The sequence below is a fragment of the Caballeronia pedi genome (genome assembly GCF_001544915.2).
GTDB lineage: Bacteria > Pseudomonadota > Gammaproteobacteria > Burkholderiales > Burkholderiaceae > Caballeronia > Caballeronia pedi.
In genome coordinates this window covers 1-17,518 of record NZ_FCOE02000060.1, presented here as the reverse complement: position 1 = coordinate 17,518, position 17,518 = coordinate 1, and the positions used below count along the sequence as shown (strand labels likewise).

At 64.8% G+C, this 17,518-nt stretch carries 16 protein-coding genes; 4 read left to right on the top strand and 12 right to left on the bottom strand.

The annotated features are described in order from the left end of the window. Positions 1–455: 455 nt before the first annotated feature. The 8 genes from AWB80_RS39745 to alaS all read right to left on the bottom strand — a co-directional run bounded on the left by AWB80_RS39745 (position 456) and on the right by alaS (position 8,657). The gene (locus tag AWB80_RS39745) at positions 456–1,154 is read right to left on the bottom strand and encodes an ABC transporter ATP-binding protein (protein WP_061180092.1); all 699 of its coding nucleotides are present in this window, start codon (positions 1,152–1,154) and stop codon (positions 456–458) included. Continuing rightward, positions 1,151–1,891 carry an ABC transporter ATP-binding protein gene (locus AWB80_RS39740; protein WP_061180108.1) on the bottom strand — a complete coding sequence of 247 codons (741 nt, stop codon included), beginning with the start codon at positions 1,889–1,891 and terminating at the stop codon, positions 1,151–1,153. Before AWB80_RS39740 ends, AWB80_RS39745 begins: the two co-directional genes overlap by 4 nt. Continuing rightward, positions 1,888–2,967: a branched-chain amino acid ABC transporter permease gene (locus tag AWB80_RS39735; protein ID WP_087131990.1), complete on the bottom strand. Its 1,080-nt coding sequence runs from the start codon at positions 2,965–2,967 to the stop codon at positions 1,888–1,890. The genes AWB80_RS39740 and AWB80_RS39735 overlap by 4 nt, the downstream gene beginning before the upstream one ends. Further along, entirely contained in the window at positions 2,960–3,841 is an 882-nt protein-coding gene (locus tag AWB80_RS39730; RefSeq protein ID WP_061180107.1) for a branched-chain amino acid ABC transporter permease, read from the bottom strand. The genes AWB80_RS39735 and AWB80_RS39730 overlap by 8 nt, the downstream gene beginning before the upstream one ends. Positions 3,842–3,911: 70 nt before the next feature. Further along, a complete protein-coding gene (locus tag AWB80_RS39725) occupies positions 3,912–4,349 on the bottom strand; it encodes an acyl-CoA thioesterase (protein ID WP_061180090.1) in 438 nt (145 codons plus the stop codon). 141 nt (positions 4,350–4,490) lie between these two features. Then, entirely contained in the window at positions 4,491–5,525 is a 1,035-nt protein-coding gene (locus AWB80_RS39720) for a threonine aldolase family protein (protein WP_061180106.1), read from the bottom strand. Positions 5,526–5,671: 146 nt separating this feature from the next. After that, positions 5,672–5,908, bottom strand: a complete 237-nt coding sequence (locus AWB80_RS39715; protein WP_061180089.1) for a hypothetical protein — start codon at positions 5,906–5,908, stop codon at positions 5,672–5,674. Between the two features lie 124 nt (positions 5,909–6,032). After that, the gene (gene alaS / locus AWB80_RS39710; protein WP_061180088.1) at positions 6,033–8,657 is read right to left on the bottom strand and encodes an alanine--tRNA ligase; all 2,625 of its coding nucleotides are present in this window, start codon (positions 8,655–8,657) and stop codon (positions 6,033–6,035) included. 201 nt (positions 8,658–8,858) lie between these two features. On the opposite strand from alaS, the gene AWB80_RS39705 reads away from it, so the two are divergent. After that, the gene (locus AWB80_RS39705) at positions 8,859–10,079 is read left to right on the top strand and encodes a CaiB/BaiF CoA transferase family protein (protein WP_061180087.1); all 1,221 of its coding nucleotides are present in this window, start codon (positions 8,859–8,861) and stop codon (positions 10,077–10,079) included. Between the two features lie 7 nt (positions 10,080–10,086). Here AWB80_RS39705 and AWB80_RS39700 read toward each other — a convergent pair whose 3' ends face one another. Continuing rightward, positions 10,087–10,299 carry a hypothetical protein gene (locus AWB80_RS39700; RefSeq protein WP_061180086.1) on the bottom strand — a complete coding sequence of 71 codons (213 nt, stop codon included), beginning with the start codon at positions 10,297–10,299 and terminating at the stop codon, positions 10,087–10,089. A 329-nt stretch (positions 10,300–10,628) separates the two neighbouring features. Here AWB80_RS39700 and AWB80_RS39695 point away from each other — a divergent pair, with 329 nt between their 5' ends. Beyond that, on the top strand, positions 10,629–12,338 hold the full coding sequence (locus AWB80_RS39695; RefSeq protein ID WP_061180085.1) for a glutamine--tRNA ligase/YqeY domain fusion protein: 1,710 nt from the start codon (positions 10,629–10,631) through the stop codon (positions 12,336–12,338). A gap of 56 nt (positions 12,339–12,394) precedes the next feature. Beyond that, positions 12,395–13,366: a transporter substrate-binding domain-containing protein gene (locus tag AWB80_RS39690; protein WP_061180084.1), complete on the top strand. Its 972-nt coding sequence runs from the start codon at positions 12,395–12,397 to the stop codon at positions 13,364–13,366. Here AWB80_RS39690 and AWB80_RS39685 read toward each other — a convergent pair whose 3' ends face one another. The 3 genes from AWB80_RS39685 to AWB80_RS39675 form a co-directional block, all read right to left on the bottom strand. Continuing rightward, the gene (locus tag AWB80_RS39685; RefSeq protein ID WP_061180083.1) at positions 13,367–13,816 is read right to left on the bottom strand and encodes an NUDIX hydrolase; all 450 of its coding nucleotides are present in this window, start codon (positions 13,814–13,816) and stop codon (positions 13,367–13,369) included. Between the two features lie 19 nt (positions 13,817–13,835). Then, positions 13,836–14,234 (bottom strand): RT0821/Lpp0805 family surface protein, encoded by a 399-nt coding sequence (locus tag AWB80_RS39680; protein WP_061180082.1) that lies wholly within the window; start codon positions 14,232–14,234, stop codon positions 13,836–13,838. A 100-nt stretch (positions 14,235–14,334) separates the two neighbouring features. Further along, positions 14,335–15,678: a cytochrome-c peroxidase gene (locus AWB80_RS39675; RefSeq protein WP_061180081.1), complete on the bottom strand. Its 1,344-nt coding sequence runs from the start codon at positions 15,676–15,678 to the stop codon at positions 14,335–14,337. Between the two features lie 247 nt (positions 15,679–15,925). Between AWB80_RS39675 and AWB80_RS39670 the strand changes: the two genes are divergently transcribed. After that, positions 15,926–17,491, top strand: coding sequence for an acid phosphatase (locus AWB80_RS39670; RefSeq protein WP_061180080.1), 1,566 nt, complete (start codon positions 15,926–15,928; stop codon positions 17,489–17,491). The last annotated feature ends 27 nt before the right edge of the window (positions 17,492–17,518 follow it).

The following is a 17,518-nucleotide window of genomic DNA, read 5'->3' as shown; positions in this document are numbered from 1 at the left end:
TCTAACCGGGCTTGGACCGCGCACGGTCTGACAAGCTAGTCGTTTGAGCGCGCTGGTTCAGCACGAAACAGTTCCGGCTCAGCGCTGCGCGCTGCCGTTGGGTATGCAAGGGAAACCAACGAGAACAGAGAAACGCGGAAGCACATGCAGTCCCGATGGACCGGTCGGCCGCGAAGCGGGCCGGAGCCATTTCGTGCTGAACCAGCCACGCGAGCGGTGCGATGTGTCAGACCGTGCGCGGTCCAAGCCCGGTTAGGCCTACGAGGACACTCGCTACTGCTGTGCCAAGACTGATCGCCTGTGCCGGGGCCGGCGTGAAGTACTTTGGATGGGGATAGCTGTTTCTTTGGTTACTTTCTTTGCAGCAGCAAAGAAAGTGACTGCCGCCCCGCACAGGGGCAACGCTAATAAACCAACACCCTAACGGGATCCGGCGACAAGATAGATAACACGCTCTAACCTATCGAAAGCCAATCACGCATGACGCGCTCGTCCGCCGCGAGCGCCCCCAACGCCCCATCGAACCGAATCGCCCCGTGGCCCATCACCGCGACGCGCGCATCGAGCCTGCGCGCGATCGTCAAGCGCTCTTCGATCAGCAGCATCGCGACACCCCGTTCGCGCAGCGTCGCAAGACACGTGGCGACTTGCGCAAGCACTTGCGGCGCAAGCCCCTCGCCGGGTTCGTCGATGACGACGAGCGAAGGATCGCCCGCCAGCGTGCGCGCGAGCGCGAGCATCTGCTGTTCGCCGCCCGATAGCGCACCCGCTCTCACCGACGCGCGTTCTTCGAGCACGGGAAACAATCGACACGCATCGCGCAGCGTGAAGCGCGAGCCTTTCCTCTCACCGAGCACGAGGTTTTCTCGCACCGTGAGCGCGGGAAACACGTCACGCGTTTCAGGCACATAGCCGATACCCAGCCGCGCGATGCGATGCGGCCGCAAACCGACGAGCGCGACATCCCGATAGCGCATCTCGCCCTCGCATCGCACGAGGCCCATGATGGCTTTCGCGAGCGTTGAGCGTCCCGAGCCATTGCGGCCAACGAGCGCAACCGCTTCACCATCGCCGATGCAAAGATTCACGCCATGCAGCACCTGCGCCGCGCCATACCACGCACGCAAATTCTCGATCCGCAGTTGCGCGCTCATGACGCCGCTCCGCCGAGATACGCTTCCCGCACATCCCAATTCGCACGGATCGCGGCGGGCGCATCGGTGGCGATCACGCGCCCTTGCACGAGCACCGAAATGCGGTCCGCGAGATCGAACACGGCATCCATGTCATGCTCGATCACGAGCAGCGTGCGGCCTTCCGTCGTTGCGCGAATCAATGCGAGCGCGCGCTGCGCCTCCGCGCGATTCATGCCGGCGGTGGGCTCGTCGAGCAGGATCAGCGGCGCATCGGTGGCGAGCGCGATGCCGAGATCGAGCGCGCGCTGCTCCGCGTAGGTCAGCCGCGCGGCGGGTTCATCGGCGTGCGCGTCAAGGCCGATGGCAACGAGCATCGCGTGCGCGCGTTCGTCGAGTCTTCGCGATGGCAGCCATCGGTCGATGAAGCGCGCCGAGGCTGCACCGAGCGCCGCGCAGCGCAGGTTGTCGATCACGGATAGTCCACCGAATACGCTCGTCGTCTGGAAGCTGCGCGCGAGCGAGCGCGAGACGCGCTGCGGCGCCCTTCCCGTGATATCGATTCCGTTTGCGACGATGCGCCCGTCATCCGGCCGCGCGCGCCCCGAGATCAGATCGAAGAGCGTGGACTTGCCCGCCCCGTTCGGACCGATGAGCGCGTGCCGCTCGCCCTGCGCGACGCGCAGATCGACGCCTTGCAACACGCGCGTCGCGCCGAAGCGTTTGGCGATGCCGTGCAGTTCGAGCGCGGCGTTCATCGCGTGGCCCTCGTGCGCCGCGCGAGCCACAAGCCCAGCAACGCGCACGGCGCGGCGATGAGCCAGGTACGCGCATCGCTTCGTCCGGCATAGAGCGCTTCGACCGGCACGACGACCGCGACGCCCCAGAGCATCGCGCTGAACGCGCCGATGCTGAGCGTTCGCACATCGCGTCGAAGCAAACCCGCGACGCCTTGCGGCGCGGCGATCACCACCCACATGAAAAAGAGCCCGAGATACATCGGCCACGCGGCGCTCACGCTCGCGACCGCGACGCTGAAAAAAGTCAGCAGCACCGCGCCGATCACCGGCCCGAAGAACGTGCCCGCGCCGCCGATCACCGTCGCGACGAGCACGCTCGTCGAACGCGCCAGCCCCACGCTTTCCGACGACACGAGTTCGACATTGATCAGCGCCAGCACGCCCGCGATGCCCGCGAAGAACGCCGACACGACGAGCATCGTGAAGCGCACGCGACGCGGCGCGAAGCCGATCGACGCGGCGCGCGCGGGATTGTCGCGCACGGCGTTGGCGAGGCGGCACATCGGCGTGCGCGAGAACGCGAACATCGCGAGCGCCGCTGCGACACACCAGCACGCGATCAGCACATAAGCCTCGCGCAAGGGCCCGAAGGTCCACGCGAAGAGCGGCGGCCCGCTCGCGCGATCGATCGTCACGCCGCCCTCGCCGCCGAACCAGCCCGGCACGAGCCACACGCACGCGGCGACCAGTTCGCCGATGCCGAGCGTGATCATCGCGAACGATGTGCTCGCGCGCTGCGTCGAGATCGCGCCGAAGACGATGGCGGCGAACGTCGCGACGAATCCGCCAGTCAATGGCAACAGCGGCAACGGCACGCCGAAGCGATTGAACGCATGCGCTGCGGCAAATGCGCCGAGCCCCGAATACACGGCGTGGCCGAACGAGAGCAAGCCGGTTTCGCCGAGCAGCAGGTTGTACGAAAGCGCGAACACGATGAGCGTCGCGGTCTGAGCGAAGTACGCGAGCAGCCACGATTGATCGGAGAAGAGCGGCGGCAGCGCGAGCGCGGCAATGAGCGCGAAGAAGCTAGACATCGCGCGTGCGCTCGCCGAAAAGCCCGCGCGGGCGCGCCGCCAGCATCGCGACGAGCACGAGATAAGGCAGCACGGGCGCGAGCTGCGCGACCGTCAACGCGCCCCACGCGGGCGGCAGCGTCACACCGAGCGATGCGGCGATGCTGCCCGCCGATGCGCTCGCCCCCACCGCGAAGGTCTGCACGCAACCGATCAGAAGCGACGCGACGAGCGCACCGCCCAGCGACCCGAGCCCGCCGATCACGACGACAACGAACACGATCGGGCCCATTGCATCGGCCATCGCTGGCTCGATGACGGCGAGCGGCGCGCCAATCACGCCGCCGAGCGCGGCGAGCGCGGTTCCGACGCCGAAGACGGTCGTGAATACGCGCGGCACGTCATGGCCGAGCGTTTCGACGGTAGCGGGATGCGTGAGCGCCGCGCGCACGACGAGGCCCGTCTTCGACGTGCGCAAGACGAGCCAGAGCGCGCCGAGCATCAGCACGGCGATCGACATCATGAACACGCGATAGCGCGCGAACGACGCGCCGTACAGCGTGAAGAGCGGACCGTCGAGCACGCGCGGAATCGTCGCGGGCAACGGCCCGAGTCCCCAGAAGAGCTTCACGCCCTCGCCGATCACGATGGCCGCGCCGAACGTGAGCAGCATTTCCGCGAGCGCGCCGCGCGCATGCACGCGTCGCAACAAGCATCGCTCGAACAACGCGCCCACGACGCCGACGACCACCGGCGCGACGATCAACGCAAACCAGAAACCGCCACGCGCGGCGAGCGCCTGCCCGACATACGCGCCGAGCATATAGAAACTCGCATGCGCGAAGTTGAGCACGCCGAGCATCGAGAAAATCAGCGTCAGGCCTGCCGACAACATGAAGAGCAGCAATCCCACGCTCACGCCGTTGAGCAGACTCACGCAGACCCACTGAAGCAAGGCGCGACCCTCAGCCGGTGACGAGCGGCTTCAGCGCATCGACGAGCGGCGCGGGCAGCGGCACCGGCCTGCGCGTCACGCGATCCACGTAGACATGCACGAAATGCCCTTGCGCGGCGGCGACGTCCGAGCCTTGCGTGAAAATCGCCACTTCATAGCGCACGCTCGTGTTGCCGAGCTTCTCGACCCGCAAGCCCGCTTCGACCGGTTCCGGAAACACGACCGGCGCGAAGAAATTGCAGCGCGTCTCGACGACGAGGCCAATGGTTTCGCCCTCGCTGAAATCGAGCACGCCCGCGCGCAGCAGATACTCGTTCACGACGGTGTCGAAATAGCTGTAATAGACGACGTTGTTGATGTGCCCATAGACGTCGTTGTCCGACCAGCGCGTGCTGATCGCGAGAAAGTGCGCGTAGTCCGCGCGCCGCGTGGGTACGGGTTTGGTCATTCAGAGCGACTCCGTCAGCATGCGCCGATAATCCTCCGCGCTCGCCTCGCGCGGATTCGTCTTGTGGCAATGATCCGCGAGCGCGCCTTGGATGGTGTGCGGGCATGTTAGGAGCGGCGCGGCGAGCCTGTCAATCGGGGTTCAGCGCGGTCCGCAGAGCGCGCGCACTTCGTCGGTGAAGCGTTCGACCGTTTCCTGTTTCGTGTCCCACGCGCACATCAGACGGCAGCCGCCCGAGCCGATGAACTGATAGAAGCGCCAGCCCTTCGCGCGCAGCGCCGCCGCGACGTGCGCCGGCAGTTCGGCGAATACCGCGTTCGATTCGGGCTTGAAGAGCAGACTCACGCCGGGGATCTCGACGAGGCGTTCGGCCATGAGCCGCGCCATCGCGTTGGCGTGACGCGCGTTGCGCAGCCATACGTCGTTGTCGAGCAGGCCGAGCCACGGCGCGGAGATGAAGCGCATCTTCGATGCAAGCTGCCCCGCCTGCTTCAGGCGATACGCGAAATCGGCGGCGAGCGCCTTGTCGAAGAACACGACCGCCTCGCCCACCGGCAAGCCGTTCTTCGTGCCGCCGAAACACAGCACGTCGACGCCCGCGCGCCATGTAATTTCCGACGGATGCACGTCGAGCGTCGCGACGGCGTTGGCGAAGCGCGCGCCGTCCATATGCACCTTCAGATGCCGGCGTTTGGCGATCGCCGCGATCGCACGAATTTCCTCGACGGTGTAGACGGTGCCGACTTCCGTCGCCTGCGTGAGCGCGACGACCTTCGGCTTCGGATAATGGATGTCCGCGCGCTTCGTGACGAGTTCCTCGATCGCATCGGGCGTGAGCTTGCCGTTCTCGCCCTTCGCGGTGAGCAGCTTCGAGCCGCCGGAGAAGAACTCGGGGCCGCCGCACTCATCGGTTTCGATATGCGCGAGTTCGTGGCAGATCACCGAGTGATACGACTGGCAGAGCGACGCGAGCGCGAGCGAATTCGCGGCCGTGCCGTTGAAGACGAAGAAGACTTCGCAATCGGTCTGGAAAAGATCGCGGATGCGGTCGCAGACTTGCGCCGTCCATGAATCGTCACCGTAAGCGGGTTCGTGGCCGCTCGTGTTGGCGTTGATGAGCGCTTGCAGCGCTTCTGGGCAGATGCCCGCGTAGTTGTCGGAGGCGAAGTGCTGGATCGGGTCCGTGGGCGCTGTCATGGGATCGCTGTGATGGCCTGTCGTGAACGAGGCGCGCGACGGAGTAGCGCCGCGCGGCCGGCAATCCGGCCATTCTAGCGGCTCGGACCGGCGCGCGTGGTGGCGTCGCCGGTCCGCCAGAACGACTACTTGCTGTCGGGCGCGCTCGCCGCGTTGGCCTCTTGCGCCTTCTTGTCCTTCTTGCTGGCTTCGTGATGGCCGATCGCGCAGCCGCCCACCGCGCCCGCCGTGCCGTGCTTGCCCGCGACGTGGCCCGCCACGCCGCCCACCGCCGCGCCTTCGATGCAGCCCTTCGCCTGCGCGGCGCCGGTTGCGGCGAGCATGGCCGAAGTCAGTACGATCAATGCGAATTTTCGATTCATGATGCATCTCCCTTTTCTGGTTGAAATGCTGGGAGCGTTGCACGCGGTGTGCCTGACAGGCTGTAAAGAAAAACGGCCCGATCCGAAAGAGATCGAGCCGTTTCGTCGAAGGACGAATGAGCGATTAAAGCTGCTGCTGCACCCAGCCTGTCACGCCCGCGAGCGCCGCCGGCAGATTGGCAGGCTCGGTGCCGCCCGCCTGCGCCATGTCCGGACGCCCGCCGCCCTTGCCACCGACTTGCTGCGCGACGAAGTTGACGAGCTCACCCGCCTTCACCTTCTTCGACGCATCCGCCGTGACGCCGGCGATCAGGCTGACCTTGCCGCCGTCCACCGAGGCGAGCACGATCGCCGCGCTCTTGAGCTTGTCCTTCAGCTTGTCGACGGTTTCGCGCAGCGTCTTCACGTCAGCGCCTTCCAGTTGCGCCGCGAGCACATGCACGCCGGACACATCGACGGCTTGCGACACGAGTTCATCGCCCTGGCTCGCAGCGAGCTTCGACTTCAACGCGCCGAGTTCCTTCTCCAGCGACTTCACGTGCTCCTGAACCTGCGCGATACGCTGCGTGAGCTCCGAAGGCTGCGCCTTCAGCACGCCCGCCGCCGCGTTGATGCGCTGATCCAGTTCCTGCACGTAACGCACGGCGTTGTCGCCGGTGATCGCCTCGACGCGGCGAATGCCCGCCGCGACGCCGCCTTCCATCACGATCTTGAAGAAGCCGATATCGCCAGTGCGCTGAACGTGCGTGCCGCCGCACAGCTCGCGCGAAAAGCCCAGATCGAGCACGCGCACGGTATCGCCGTATTTCTCGCCGAACAGCGCCATCGCGCCGCCCTTCACCGCATCGTCGTACGACATCACGCGCACGACGCCCGGCGCGTTCGCGATGATCTCGTTGTTCACGATCTGCTCGACGCGGCGGATGTCGTCATCGGTCATCGGTGCGTTGTGGGCGAAGTCGAAGCGCGTCTTGTCGGCATCGACGAGCGAGCCTTTCTGCTGCACGTGGCCGCCGAGCACTTCGCGCAGCGCCTTGTGCATCAAATGCGTGGCCGAGTGATTGCGCGCGGTGCGGGCGCGGCGAATGCCGTCGATTTCCGCCTTCACGACATCGCCGACCTTGAGCGTGCCCTGCTCGACCGTGCCGTGATGACCGACGACATCGGCCTGCACTTTCAACGTATCCGCGACGGCGAAGCGCACGGTCGCGTTCGCGAGCACGCCCTGATCGCCGACCTGGCCGCCCGATTCCGCGTAGAACGGCGTGTGATCGAGCACGACGACCGCCTGCTGGCCGTCCTTCGCCTCATTCACCGATGCGCCTTCGACATACAGCGCGAGAATCTTCGCGTCGTCGAAGAGTTCCTTCTCGTAGCCGTGGAAAGTGGACTTCGCGCCCGAGTATTCGAGGCCCGCCGCGATCTTGAACTTGCCCGCCGCGCGCGCCTGGTCGCGCTGACGCGCCATGGCGTCGTCGAAGGCGGGTTCGTCGACGGTCACGCCGCGCTCGCGGCACACGTCCGCCGTGAGGTCGAGCGGAAAGCCGTAAGTGTCGTGCAGCTTGAACGCGAGTTCGCCGTCCAGTTGCTTGACGTTCTTCTTTTCCAGATCCGCGAGTTCGCCTTCGAGAATCGACATGCCGTGTTCGATGGTCTCGAAGAAGCGCTCTTCTTCCTGACGCAGCACATCAGTCACGCGTTGTTGCGCGTCCTTCAGTTCCGGATACGCCGCGCCCATTTCCGCGACGAGATCCGCCACCAGCTTGTTGAAGAACGCGCCCTTCTTGCCGAGCTTGTAGCCGTGACGGATCGCGCGGCGCACGATCCGGCGCAGCACGTAGCCGCGGCCTTCGTTACCGGGGATCACGCCATCGACGATCAGGAACGAGCACGCGCGGATGTGATCGGCGATCACCTTCAGCGAGTTGTTTTCCAGATCGGCGGTATTCGTTTCGCGGCCCGCAGCCTTGATGAGCGTCTGGAACAGATCGATTTCGTAGTTGCTGTGGACGTGCTGGAGCACGGCGGCGAGACGTTCGAGGCCCATGCCGGTATCGACGCACTGCTTGGGCAGCGGCGTCATGTTGCCTTGGGCGTCGCGGTTGAACTGCATGAACACGAGATTCCAGATCTCGATGAAGCGGTCGCCGTCTTCTTCAGGAGATCCCGGCGGGCCGCCCCAGATTTCCGGGCCGTGATCGTAGAACACTTCCGAGCACGGGCCGCACGGGCCGGTGTCGGCCATCTGCCAGAAATTGTCCGACGCGTAGCGCGCGCCCTTGTTGTCGCCGATGCGGATGATGCGCTCGACCGGCACGCCGATTTCCTTCGCCCAGATGTCGAAGGCTTCGTCGTCTTCCTTGTAGACGGTGACCGTGAGCTTTTCTGCTGGCAGGTTATACACCTTGGTCAGCAGTTCCCAGCAATAGTGGATCGCGTCGCGCTTGAAGTAATCGCCGAACGAGAAGTTGCCGAGCATCTCGAAGAACGTGTGATGGCGCGCGGTGTAGCCGACGTTCTCCAGATCGTTGTGCTTGCCGCCCGCGCGCACGCTGCGCTGCGCGGTGGTCGCGCGCGAGTACGGACGCGATTCGCTGCCCAGGAACACGTCCTTGAACTGGACCATGCCCGAGTTGGTGAAGAGCAGCGTCGGGTCGTTGCCGGGCACGAGGCTCGACGAACGGACGATCGTATGGCCCTTCGATTCGAAAAACTTCAGGAATTTCTCGCGTATTTCGGCGGCTTTCATGGCGTACGGGGCGTGTCTTCGGTTCTTTGATGGTACCCGCGGGCGGCTCGCGACGAGTCTGGGCCGGCGTGGCAAGGGTGATTGTCGATTATACGGGATTCGCCGCGTGCGGCCGGGCGTGCAGCTTGTCCGCTATCGCGCGCGCGGCGGTTCTGTGCGACATTCGCAGTCCGGAGACAATTTGAGCGAGCGAACCGACGAATGGGAGCCTTGAGCCATATCCGCGTGCTGGACCTGACCCGCGTGCTGGCGGGACCGTGGTGCGCGCAGACCCTCGCCGATTTCGGCGCGGACGTCATCAAGATCGAGCGGCCCGAAACCGGCGACGACACGCGCCACTGGGGCCCGCCCTATCTGAAAACGCCCGCCGGCGAGGACACGCACGAGGCCGCGTACTATCTCGCGGCGAACCGCAACAAGCGTTCCGTGACGGTGGATATCGCCACGCCGGAAGGCCAGCAGATCGTGCGCGAGCTGGCCGCGCAAAGCGATGTCGTGCTGGAAAACTACAAGGCCGGGCAACTGAAGAAATACGGGCTCGACTATGAATCGCTGAAGGCGGTGAAGCCGGACCTCGTCTATTGCTCGGTCACCGGTTTCGGGCAGACGGGGCCGTATGCGCAGCGCGCGGGTTACGACTTCATCGTGCAGGGTATCGGCGGCTTCATGAGCATCACCGGCGAGCGCGACGGCCAGCCCGGCGGCGGCCCGCAGAAGGCGGGCGTGGCGATCGCGGACCTGATGACCGGCATGTACGCGACCATCGGCGTGCTCACGGCGCTCGCGCACCGCGACCGCACGGGCGAAGGGCAGTACATCGACATGGCGCTGCTGGATGTGCAGGTCGCGATGCTCGCCAACATGAACACCAATTTCCTCGCGAGCGGCAAGCCGCCGGTGCGCTGGGGTAACGCGCATCCGAACATCGTGCCGTATCAGACCTTCCAGACGAGCGATGGCTGGATCATCGTCGCGGTGGGCAACGACGGGCAGTTCCGCAAGTTCGTGGAAGTGGGCGGACGCGCGGAACTCGCGGACGATGCGCGCTTTGCGGCGAACCCGTCGCGCGTGCGCAACCGCGACATGCTCGTGCCGATCCTCGCGGACATGGTACGGCTGAAAGGCAAGCACGAATGGATCGCGGAACTCGAAGCCGCCGGCGTGCCGTGCGGCCCGATCAACGATCTCGGCGAAGTCTTCGAGGATCCGCAGGTGCTCGCGCGCAAGATGCAGATCGAGTTGCCGCATCCGACGGCCGGCGCCGTGAAGCTCGTCGCGAGCCCGATCAAGATGAGCGCGACGCCGCCCGAAGCGCGCACGCATCCGCCGCTATTGGGCGAGCACACGTCGAGCGTGCTCGCCGACGTGCTCGGCTACGACGACGCGAAAATCGCGCGTTTGCGGGCGTCGAAGGCCATCTGAGCGGATATCAACGGACGCCGGCGCCGATCAGCCCGCCCGCCGCCGCGCCCGCGACGGTGCCGATCGGCCCGCCCGTGACCAGATAGCCGAGCGCGCCGCCCGCGGCCGCGCCGACGCCGGCGTGCGCCTGCTGGCGCGAGACGTTCGCGCAGGCTGCGAGGCTCGACACGAGCGCGGCTGCGGCGGCGAACTTGAGCGTCGTGATGACGATCTTCTTCATGATGGGCTTCCTTGTATTGTCGTTGTGATGTCGATGCAGGCGAGCCGATCTTAAAATTGCGGACCCGAGCCTTTCAACGCGATTTACGTCCCGTTACGGCGGTTACGAAGCGCGTTGCCGCGCGTAATCCGTGTAACGGAACTCGCGAAACGAGCCGACTGTGCGAATCGCGCGACGAACGCCCTCTCGGCCTGCCTCCGATGGTTGCGTAAGGTAGAATCGACCCAATATTCAAGTCATTCGCACGCGTTCCGAGCCGCACCGGTCTCGAGGAACGCTTCCCGAACCGTTTCACGCGCGCGAGCGCATCCGCTGGCACTCTCTTTCGCATGAACACCGATCGCAACGACGCTCCGGCGCCATCCAATTTCATTCGCAACATCATCGAAGACGACAACCGCTCCGGCAAATGGTCGCAGCGGGTCGAGACGCGCTTTCCGCCCGAGCCGAACGGCTATCTGCACATCGGCCATGCGAAGAGCATCTGCGTGAACTTCGGCCTCGCCGCGGATTACGGCGGCGTGTGCCATCTGCGCTTCGACGATACGAACCCCGAGAAGGAAAGCGTCGAATACGTCGATTCGATCATCGACGCCGTGACCTGGCTCGGCTTCGACTGGAACAAGGAAGGCGCGGAGCACAAGTACTTCGCGAGCGACTACTACGACAAGCTGTACGAGTTCGCCGAGATGCTCATCAAGAAGGGCCAGGCGTACGTGGATAGTCAAACCGCCGACGAGATGCGCGCGACGCGCGGCTCGGCCACGGAAGCCGGCATCAATTCGCCGTATCGCGAGCGCACGCCCGAAGAGAACCTCGACCTCTTCCGCCGCATGAAGGCGGGCGAGTTCAAGGAAGGCGAACACGTACTGCGCGCGAAGATCGACATGGGCTCGCCGAACTTCAACATGCGCGATCCGGTGATCTACCGCATCCGCTTCGCGCATCACTACCGCACGGGCGACACCTGGTGCATCTACCCGATGTACGACTACGCGCACTGCGTGTCGGACGCGATCGAGAACATCACGCATTCGCTGTGCACGCTGGAGTTCGAGGATCATCGTCCGCTCTACGACTGGTTCCTCGCGCAACTCGCGGACGACGGCGTGTTTCAGCGTCCGCTCCCGCAGCAGATCGAGTTCTCGCGCCTGAACCTCACGTATGCGATCACGAGCAAGCGCAAGCTGTTGCAGCTCGTGCAGGACAATCACGTCGACGGCTGGGACGATCCGCGCATGCCGACCATCGTCGGCGTGCGCCGGCGCGGCTTCACGCCGGAAAGCATCCGCCTGATGGTCGAGCGCGTCGGCGTCACGAAGGTCGATTCGTGGATCGACATGAGCGTGCTCGAAGGCGCACTGCGCGATGATCTCGACGAGAAAGCCCCGCGCGCGATCGCGGTGCTCGATCCGTTGAAGCTCATCATCGACAACTATCCGGAAGGACAGAGCGAGCCGTGCAGCGCACCTGTGCATCCGCATCATCCGGATCGCGGCGTGCGTGCGTTCCCGTTCTCGCGTGAACTGTGGATCGAGCGCGAAGACTTTCAGGAAACGCCGCCGAAGGGCTATTTCCGTCTCTTCCCGGGCAACAAGGTGCGCCTGAAGTACGGCTTCATCGTGGAATGCACGGGCGCGGACAAGGACGAGAACGGCAACGTGATCGCCGTGCACTGCAACTACTTCCCGGACAGCAAGTCGGGCACCGAAGGCGCGAACAGCTACAAGGTGAAGGGCACGATTCACTGGGTCAGCGCGGCGACCGCGTATGCGGCCGAAGTACGCCTCTACGACCGTCTCTTCAAGGAGCCGCAGCCCGGCGCGGGCGGCGCGGAATTCCTCGATGCGCTGAATCCGGATTCGAAGCGCGTCGTGAACGCGTATCTCGAGCCGAGCGCGCGCGACGCGAACGCCGAAGACCGCTTCCAGTTCGAGCGCCACGGCTATTTCGTCGCGGACCGGGTGGATTCGCAACCCGGCAAGCCGGTGTTCAACCGCATCGTCAGCCTGCGCGACAGCTGGGGCAAGCCGGCCTGAGACATCGCATCTGGTACGCGGCGCGGCAGTCGATCGCGCTTCTATCGAGGACATTCATGAAGCTGCCGCATTCCTTCGCGCACCGCTCACGGATGCAACGAAGCGCCGCCCTCGCCGCCTGCCTCGCGCTCGCGTCCGCCGGCGCGCATGCGGCCAACGCGGCCGAGCTCGCCACGGCGCAGGCCGCCGTCGACCAGATGCCGCCGTCCGCGACGCTTCGCAAGATCGCCGAGAACGGCGCGATCGTGCTGGGCACGCGCGAATCGTCGGTGCCGTTCTCGTACACGGTGAAGCAGCAGCCGGTCGGCTACTCGTACGACATCGCGCTGAAAGTCGTCGACGAAGTCAAGAAGCGCCTCAGCATGCCGAATCTCGCGGTGAAGAACGTGCAGGTCACGTCGGCGAACCGCATCTCGTATGTCGTGAACAATCAGGTCGATCTGGAATGCGGCTCGACCGCGCACGTGGCCGAGCGCGATCCGCTCGTCGCGTTCTCGAACAGCTTCTTTCAGTACGGCATCCGCATGGCCGTGAAGAAGAAGTCCGGCATCCGCGATTACGCCGACCTCGCGAACAAGACCGTCGCGACCACGGCGGGCACGTCGGATGAGCGCATGTTGCGGCAGATGAGCATCGACAAGAACCTGAATCTGCGCATCATCAGCGCGCGCGATCACGCGGAGGCGTTTGCCGCGCTCAAGTCGGATCGCGCCGTGGCGTTCGTGATGGACGACCCGCTGCTCTACGGCAAGATCGCGCAGGAAGGCGCTGCGCGCGGCGAATACGTGGTGACCGGCGTATCGCTTGCGAACGAAGCGTACGGCTGCATGATGAGAAAGGGCGACCCGGTGTTCAAGCGCATCGTCGATGATGTGATCGCCAATATGCAGCGCTCTGGCGAGGCCACGAAGCTCTATGACACCTGGTTCATGCGGCCGATTCCTCCCGACGGCATGAACCTGCAATTCCCGATGTCGGCGGAGATGAAGGCGCTTTTTGCCAATCCCAATGATCGGACGGTCGATTGATTACAGCGTCTCATGCAGCTCCACGAGCGATAACGTAGTCTGAAACAGCCGCGCGAGACTGCGGCTCGCAAACGCATCGACTTCCGCCGGACTGACCCAGCGGTAAGCATCCATCTCGGGGATCATCGTGCCGTCGCTATAGCGCGGAAAGTACGATTCGCACACGCAGTTTTCGAGCCGCACTTCCTGCTCGCTCACGCGCACCGCGAAAAGATGCAAATCCTTGTCGCGACGATAAACAAAGCGCCCCAGATCCTTGAGCCGCTCGGCGGGCAGCACGATTCCCGTCTCCTCGACGAGTTCGCGCAACGCCGCCTCGCGCGGGCTCTCGCCGGGATCGGCGGCGCCCTTGGGCACGTCCCAGTGCGTGGTTTCGGTCGCGTGGCACAGCAGCACGTCGCCCTGCGCGTTCAGGATGACCACGCCGCACGATACGCCGCGGCCGGTCATCGATTGCGTTTCCGGTTCATCACTGCTTCTTGAGCTTCCACTTGCCGTCGCTCGCCTTGCAGGCACTCGGCGTCCAGGTCTGCGTCTGCCCTTTCGCCTCCGCGACCAGCGTGAGCTTGCGGCACTTGAGCCCGTCCGACTCGAAGCTGTTTTGCGGCGTCACCGTGCCTTTGATCGGCACCGTATTGCCGGTGCCCTTGTTGTCCCAGTCGAGCGACTCGCCGTCCTTCTTCGTATTGAGCGCGACCTGCGCGGCGCTGTTGAGCGCCTGCAAATCACGCTGCTTCATGTAGCTGATCGGCGTGTCGTTCAGAAAGCCGAGATTGGCGGCGGAAGCGGCCGCGCTCACGGCGACGAGCGCGGCTGCCGCGATCGTCCGGATGCAGGCGTGAGCGAGCGCTCGATCTCGAATCGGCATGGAGATTCTCCTCGTTGCGATGGTGTGTCCGTCCGTGGCCTCACAGCCATCGGGTGCAACGAGAATAGCATGATGCGCGGGCGTCGCAGCCCGCGCCATCTCAGTTTGCCGCCGATGTCATCTGGTTGATGCCGGTGCCCTTTTGCGCGTCCTTGTCCTTCGCCGGATCGTAGCCGTCCGTGAGCGTATCGAGAAACGCGACGACGTCCCTGATCTCGGCCTCGTCGAGCGCGGGCTTGTCGCCTTTCTTGCGATCGAACGGCGGATCGGTGTTGATGTTGGCCCAGTAGCGCTTCGGCAGATCGTCGAACTTCTCGACGACGCCCTTCTTCGAGACCGGATAGAACTTCTCCGGATTGGTGTCGCGCTCGACATAGAAGCGCACCACGTCTTCCAGCTTGTGATAGATGCCGTTGTGGAAGAAGGCCTTGCGCGTAGCGACATTACGCAGCGAAGGCGTGCGGAAGATGCCGCAGTACTCGTCCTGGCCCTTCAGGTCGCGCCGCTCCGGACCGCATGCGCCGAGATCGTGGAAATGCGCGTTCTGATTGATCGGCAGCGCGCGGTTGCGCGGTACGCCGAGCGCGATCAGGCCGAAGTCGCTGAACTGCGGCGGCGAGCCGTCCTTCGCGCGCTGGCTGATGTGGCACGACGCGCAATTGCCCTTGTTCTCGTCGTTGAAGAGCTGGAGGCCGTGCATCTCGGCGTCGTTGAGTTTCGCGCGGCCCGCGAGAAACGCGTCGAACTTGCTGGTGTACGGATAGAACTTCGCGGGCGTCTGCTCGAACGCTTCGAGCGACTCCAGCACCGAGGCGAAGGCACGGTCGTCGCTGTCGAAGACATGATCGCCGAACGCCTTGCGGAAGTCGTCGGCATAGGGCGACGCCTTCACCGCCGCTGCGACCTTGGCGGGCGTGCTGCCCATCTCGAACGACGACAGCAGCGGAATGCGCGCCTGGTCCGATCCGTGATCGACGCGGCCGTCCCAGGTCAGGCCGCCGGTCGGGCCGGCATCGACGCTTTCATCGCCTTCGTCGTCGGAATCATGGAAGTGGCGCGTGAACGCCGGCACCGATTGCAGGTACCTGAGCGAAGGCACCGCGCGAAAGCCCGGCCGATGCATGTCGTTGCCGCCGAGTTGCACGGACAGCGCGTTGGGCGGCCCGAACGCGTGGCTCGGGCTATGACACGACGCGCAAGCGAGCTTGCCCGACCCCGACAGCGACGGATCGAAGAACAGCTTCTCGCCGAGCGACGTCATCTGCTTCACGTGAGCGAATACGGCCGCGCGCGATTGGGCTTGCGGCGCGGCGGGCGCCTGCGCCGGCGTGCTCGCGTTCGTGCCCGCCGCATGGGAATCGCAGCCGCTCATCGCCGCGGAAAGTGCGATGAGCGCAGTGAGCGCGAAAGTGCGCAGGACGAACGACGGACGCATCGAAGACATGGACGTGGGGCATCGGAATTGAAAGATGCCGAAGCGTATGTCGCACGTGTGTCTTTCATGTGACAAGCACCGACGCGTTCATGCCGGAGCCGCCGCGCGAAATTTATTAAGCAAACATTACGCAAACGAAAGCCTTATTACATGGCTGCGTCAACTTGCGTTGCGACACTGCGCACGCCGGCGGCAAAGGCTTTCCGACGACGAAGCCCGCGTCATGCGCCGGTCCCCAACACAAGAGAGAATCTCAATGAACAAGAAACTCGTTTGCGCGGTGCCGCTCGCGGCCACCGTTGCATTCGGCCTCTACGCATGCGGCGGCGACGATCATCAAGACAACGACATCTCGTCGGTGAAGAACGTCGTCGTGATCTACGCGGAAAACCGCAGCTTCGACAATCTCTACGGGCATTTTCCAGGCGCGAACGGCCTGCAGAACGTGACGGCGGCGAGCGCGCAACAGCTCGACCGCGACGGCAGCGTGCTGCCCACGCTGCCGAAGATCTGGACCGGCCTGACGGCGACCGGCGTGACGCCCGCGATCACCGAAGCGATGACGGCGAACCTGCCGAACGCACCGTTCGCGATCGACGATCCGAATGGCTTCAACACGCAGCTCAACGTCACCACGCGCGATCTGTATCACCGCTTCTATGAGAACCAGATGCAGATCGACGGCGGCAAGAACGACAAGTTCGCCGCATGGGGCGATTCGGGCGGTCTCGTGATGGGCCACTACGACACGCCGCCGGACAAGCTGCCGCTCTACAAGATCGCGCAGCAGTACACGCTGGCGGACAACTTCTTCATGGGCGCGTTCGGCGGCTCGTTCCTGAACCACCAGTGGCTGATCTGCGCCTGCACGCCGGTCTATCCGAACGCCGACAAGAGCGTGGCCGCCAGCTCGATCTCCGCCGTGAACGCCGACGGCGTCTCGCTCAAGCTCGCGAAGGCGGCGGGTTCGGCGCTCACCGGCAACACGCAAGGGCTGTTCGTGAATTCGGGCAACCTCACGCCCGACTTCTTCGCGATCAACACGATGCAGCCGCCGTATCAGCCGAGCGGCAACAAGCCGGCGACGGGCGGTGATCCGAACCTCGCGGACCCGAGCCAGGCCACGACGTTGCCGCCGCAGACGCAACAGCATATCGGCGACCTGCTGAACAGCGCCGGCGTGAGCTGGGCGTGGTACGGCGGCTCGTGGGGCGCGGCGCTGGCGGACCGTTCGGTCATCAATGGCGCAACCAACGTGGTGCCGGATTTCCAGACGCACCATCAGCCGTTCAACTATTTCTCCGACCTCGCACCGGGCACGGCCAACCGCGCGCAGCATCTGCTCGATGGCGGCACGAACGGCTCGGAATTCATCAAGGCGATCGACGCGGGCACGCTGCCGCAAGTCGCGTTCTACAAGCCGCAGGGCAACCTGAACGAGCACGCCGGTTATACGGACGTCGCGCAGGGTGACCAGCACATCGCCGATCTGATCTCCCATCTGCAGAAGAGTCCGCAGTGGAAGAACATGGTCGTCGTCGTGACCTATGACGAAAACGGCGGCTTCTGGGATCACGTTGCGCCGCCGAAGGGCGACCGCTGGGGTCCGGGCACGCGCATTCCGGCGCTCGTCATCTCGCCGTATGCGAAGAAGGGTTTCGTCGATCACACGCAGTACGACACGACGTCGATCCTGCGCTTCATCACGAAGCGCTTCAGCCTGCCGACGCTGCCGGGCATCGCCGCGCGCGACGCCGCGCTGGTATCGAACGGCGCGCAGAAGATGGGCGATCTGACCAACGCGCTCGACTTCTCGCAGTAAGGCGTTCCCGTTCGGCGCTGCAAAACG

What these genes read in the sequence shown, in the direction of transcription:
- AWB80_RS39745 (WP_061180092.1), bottom strand. Translation starts at nt 1,154, where the DNA reads ATGAGCGCGCAACTGCGGATCGAGAATTTGCGTGCGTGGTATGGCGCG.
- AWB80_RS39740 (WP_061180108.1), bottom strand. Translation starts at nt 1,891, where the DNA reads ATGAACGCCGCGCTCGAACTGCACGGCATCGCCAAACGCTTCGGCGCG.
- AWB80_RS39735 (WP_087131990.1), bottom strand. Translation starts at nt 2,967, where the DNA reads ATGTCTAGCTTCTTCGCGCTCATTGCCGCGCTCGCGCTGCCGCCGCTC.
- AWB80_RS39730 (WP_061180107.1), bottom strand. Translation starts at nt 3,841, where the DNA reads ATGTTGTCGGCAGGCCTGACGCTGATTTTCTCGATGCTCGGCGTGCTC.
- AWB80_RS39725 (WP_061180090.1), bottom strand. Translation starts at nt 4,349, where the DNA reads ATGACCAAACCCGTACCCACGCGGCGCGCGGACTACGCGCACTTTCTC.
- AWB80_RS39715 (WP_061180089.1), bottom strand. Translation starts at nt 5,908, where the DNA reads ATGAATCGAAAATTCGCATTGATCGTACTGACTTCGGCCATGCTCGCC.
- alaS (WP_061180088.1), bottom strand. Translation starts at nt 8,657, where the DNA reads ATGAAAGCCGCCGAAATACGCGAGAAATTCCTGAAGTTTTTCGAATCG.
- AWB80_RS39705 (WP_061180087.1), top strand. Translation starts at nt 8,859, where the DNA reads ATGGGAGCCTTGAGCCATATCCGCGTGCTGGACCTGACCCGCGTGCTG.
- AWB80_RS39700 (WP_061180086.1), bottom strand. Translation starts at nt 10,299, where the DNA reads ATGAAGAAGATCGTCATCACGACGCTCAAGTTCGCCGCCGCAGCCGCG.
- AWB80_RS39695 (WP_061180085.1), top strand. Translation starts at nt 10,629, where the DNA reads ATGAACACCGATCGCAACGACGCTCCGGCGCCATCCAATTTCATTCGC.
- AWB80_RS39690 (WP_061180084.1), top strand. Translation starts at nt 12,395, where the DNA reads ATGAAGCTGCCGCATTCCTTCGCGCACCGCTCACGGATGCAACGAAGC.
- AWB80_RS39685 (WP_061180083.1), bottom strand. Translation starts at nt 13,816, where the DNA reads ATGACCGGCCGCGGCGTATCGTGCGGCGTGGTCATCCTGAACGCGCAG.
- AWB80_RS39680 (WP_061180082.1), bottom strand. Translation starts at nt 14,234, where the DNA reads ATGCCGATTCGAGATCGAGCGCTCGCTCACGCCTGCATCCGGACGATC.
- AWB80_RS39675 (WP_061180081.1), bottom strand. Translation starts at nt 15,678, where the DNA reads ATGTCTTCGATGCGTCCGTCGTTCGTCCTGCGCACTTTCGCGCTCACT.
- AWB80_RS39670 (WP_061180080.1), top strand. Translation starts at nt 15,926, where the DNA reads ATGAACAAGAAACTCGTTTGCGCGGTGCCGCTCGCGGCCACCGTTGCA.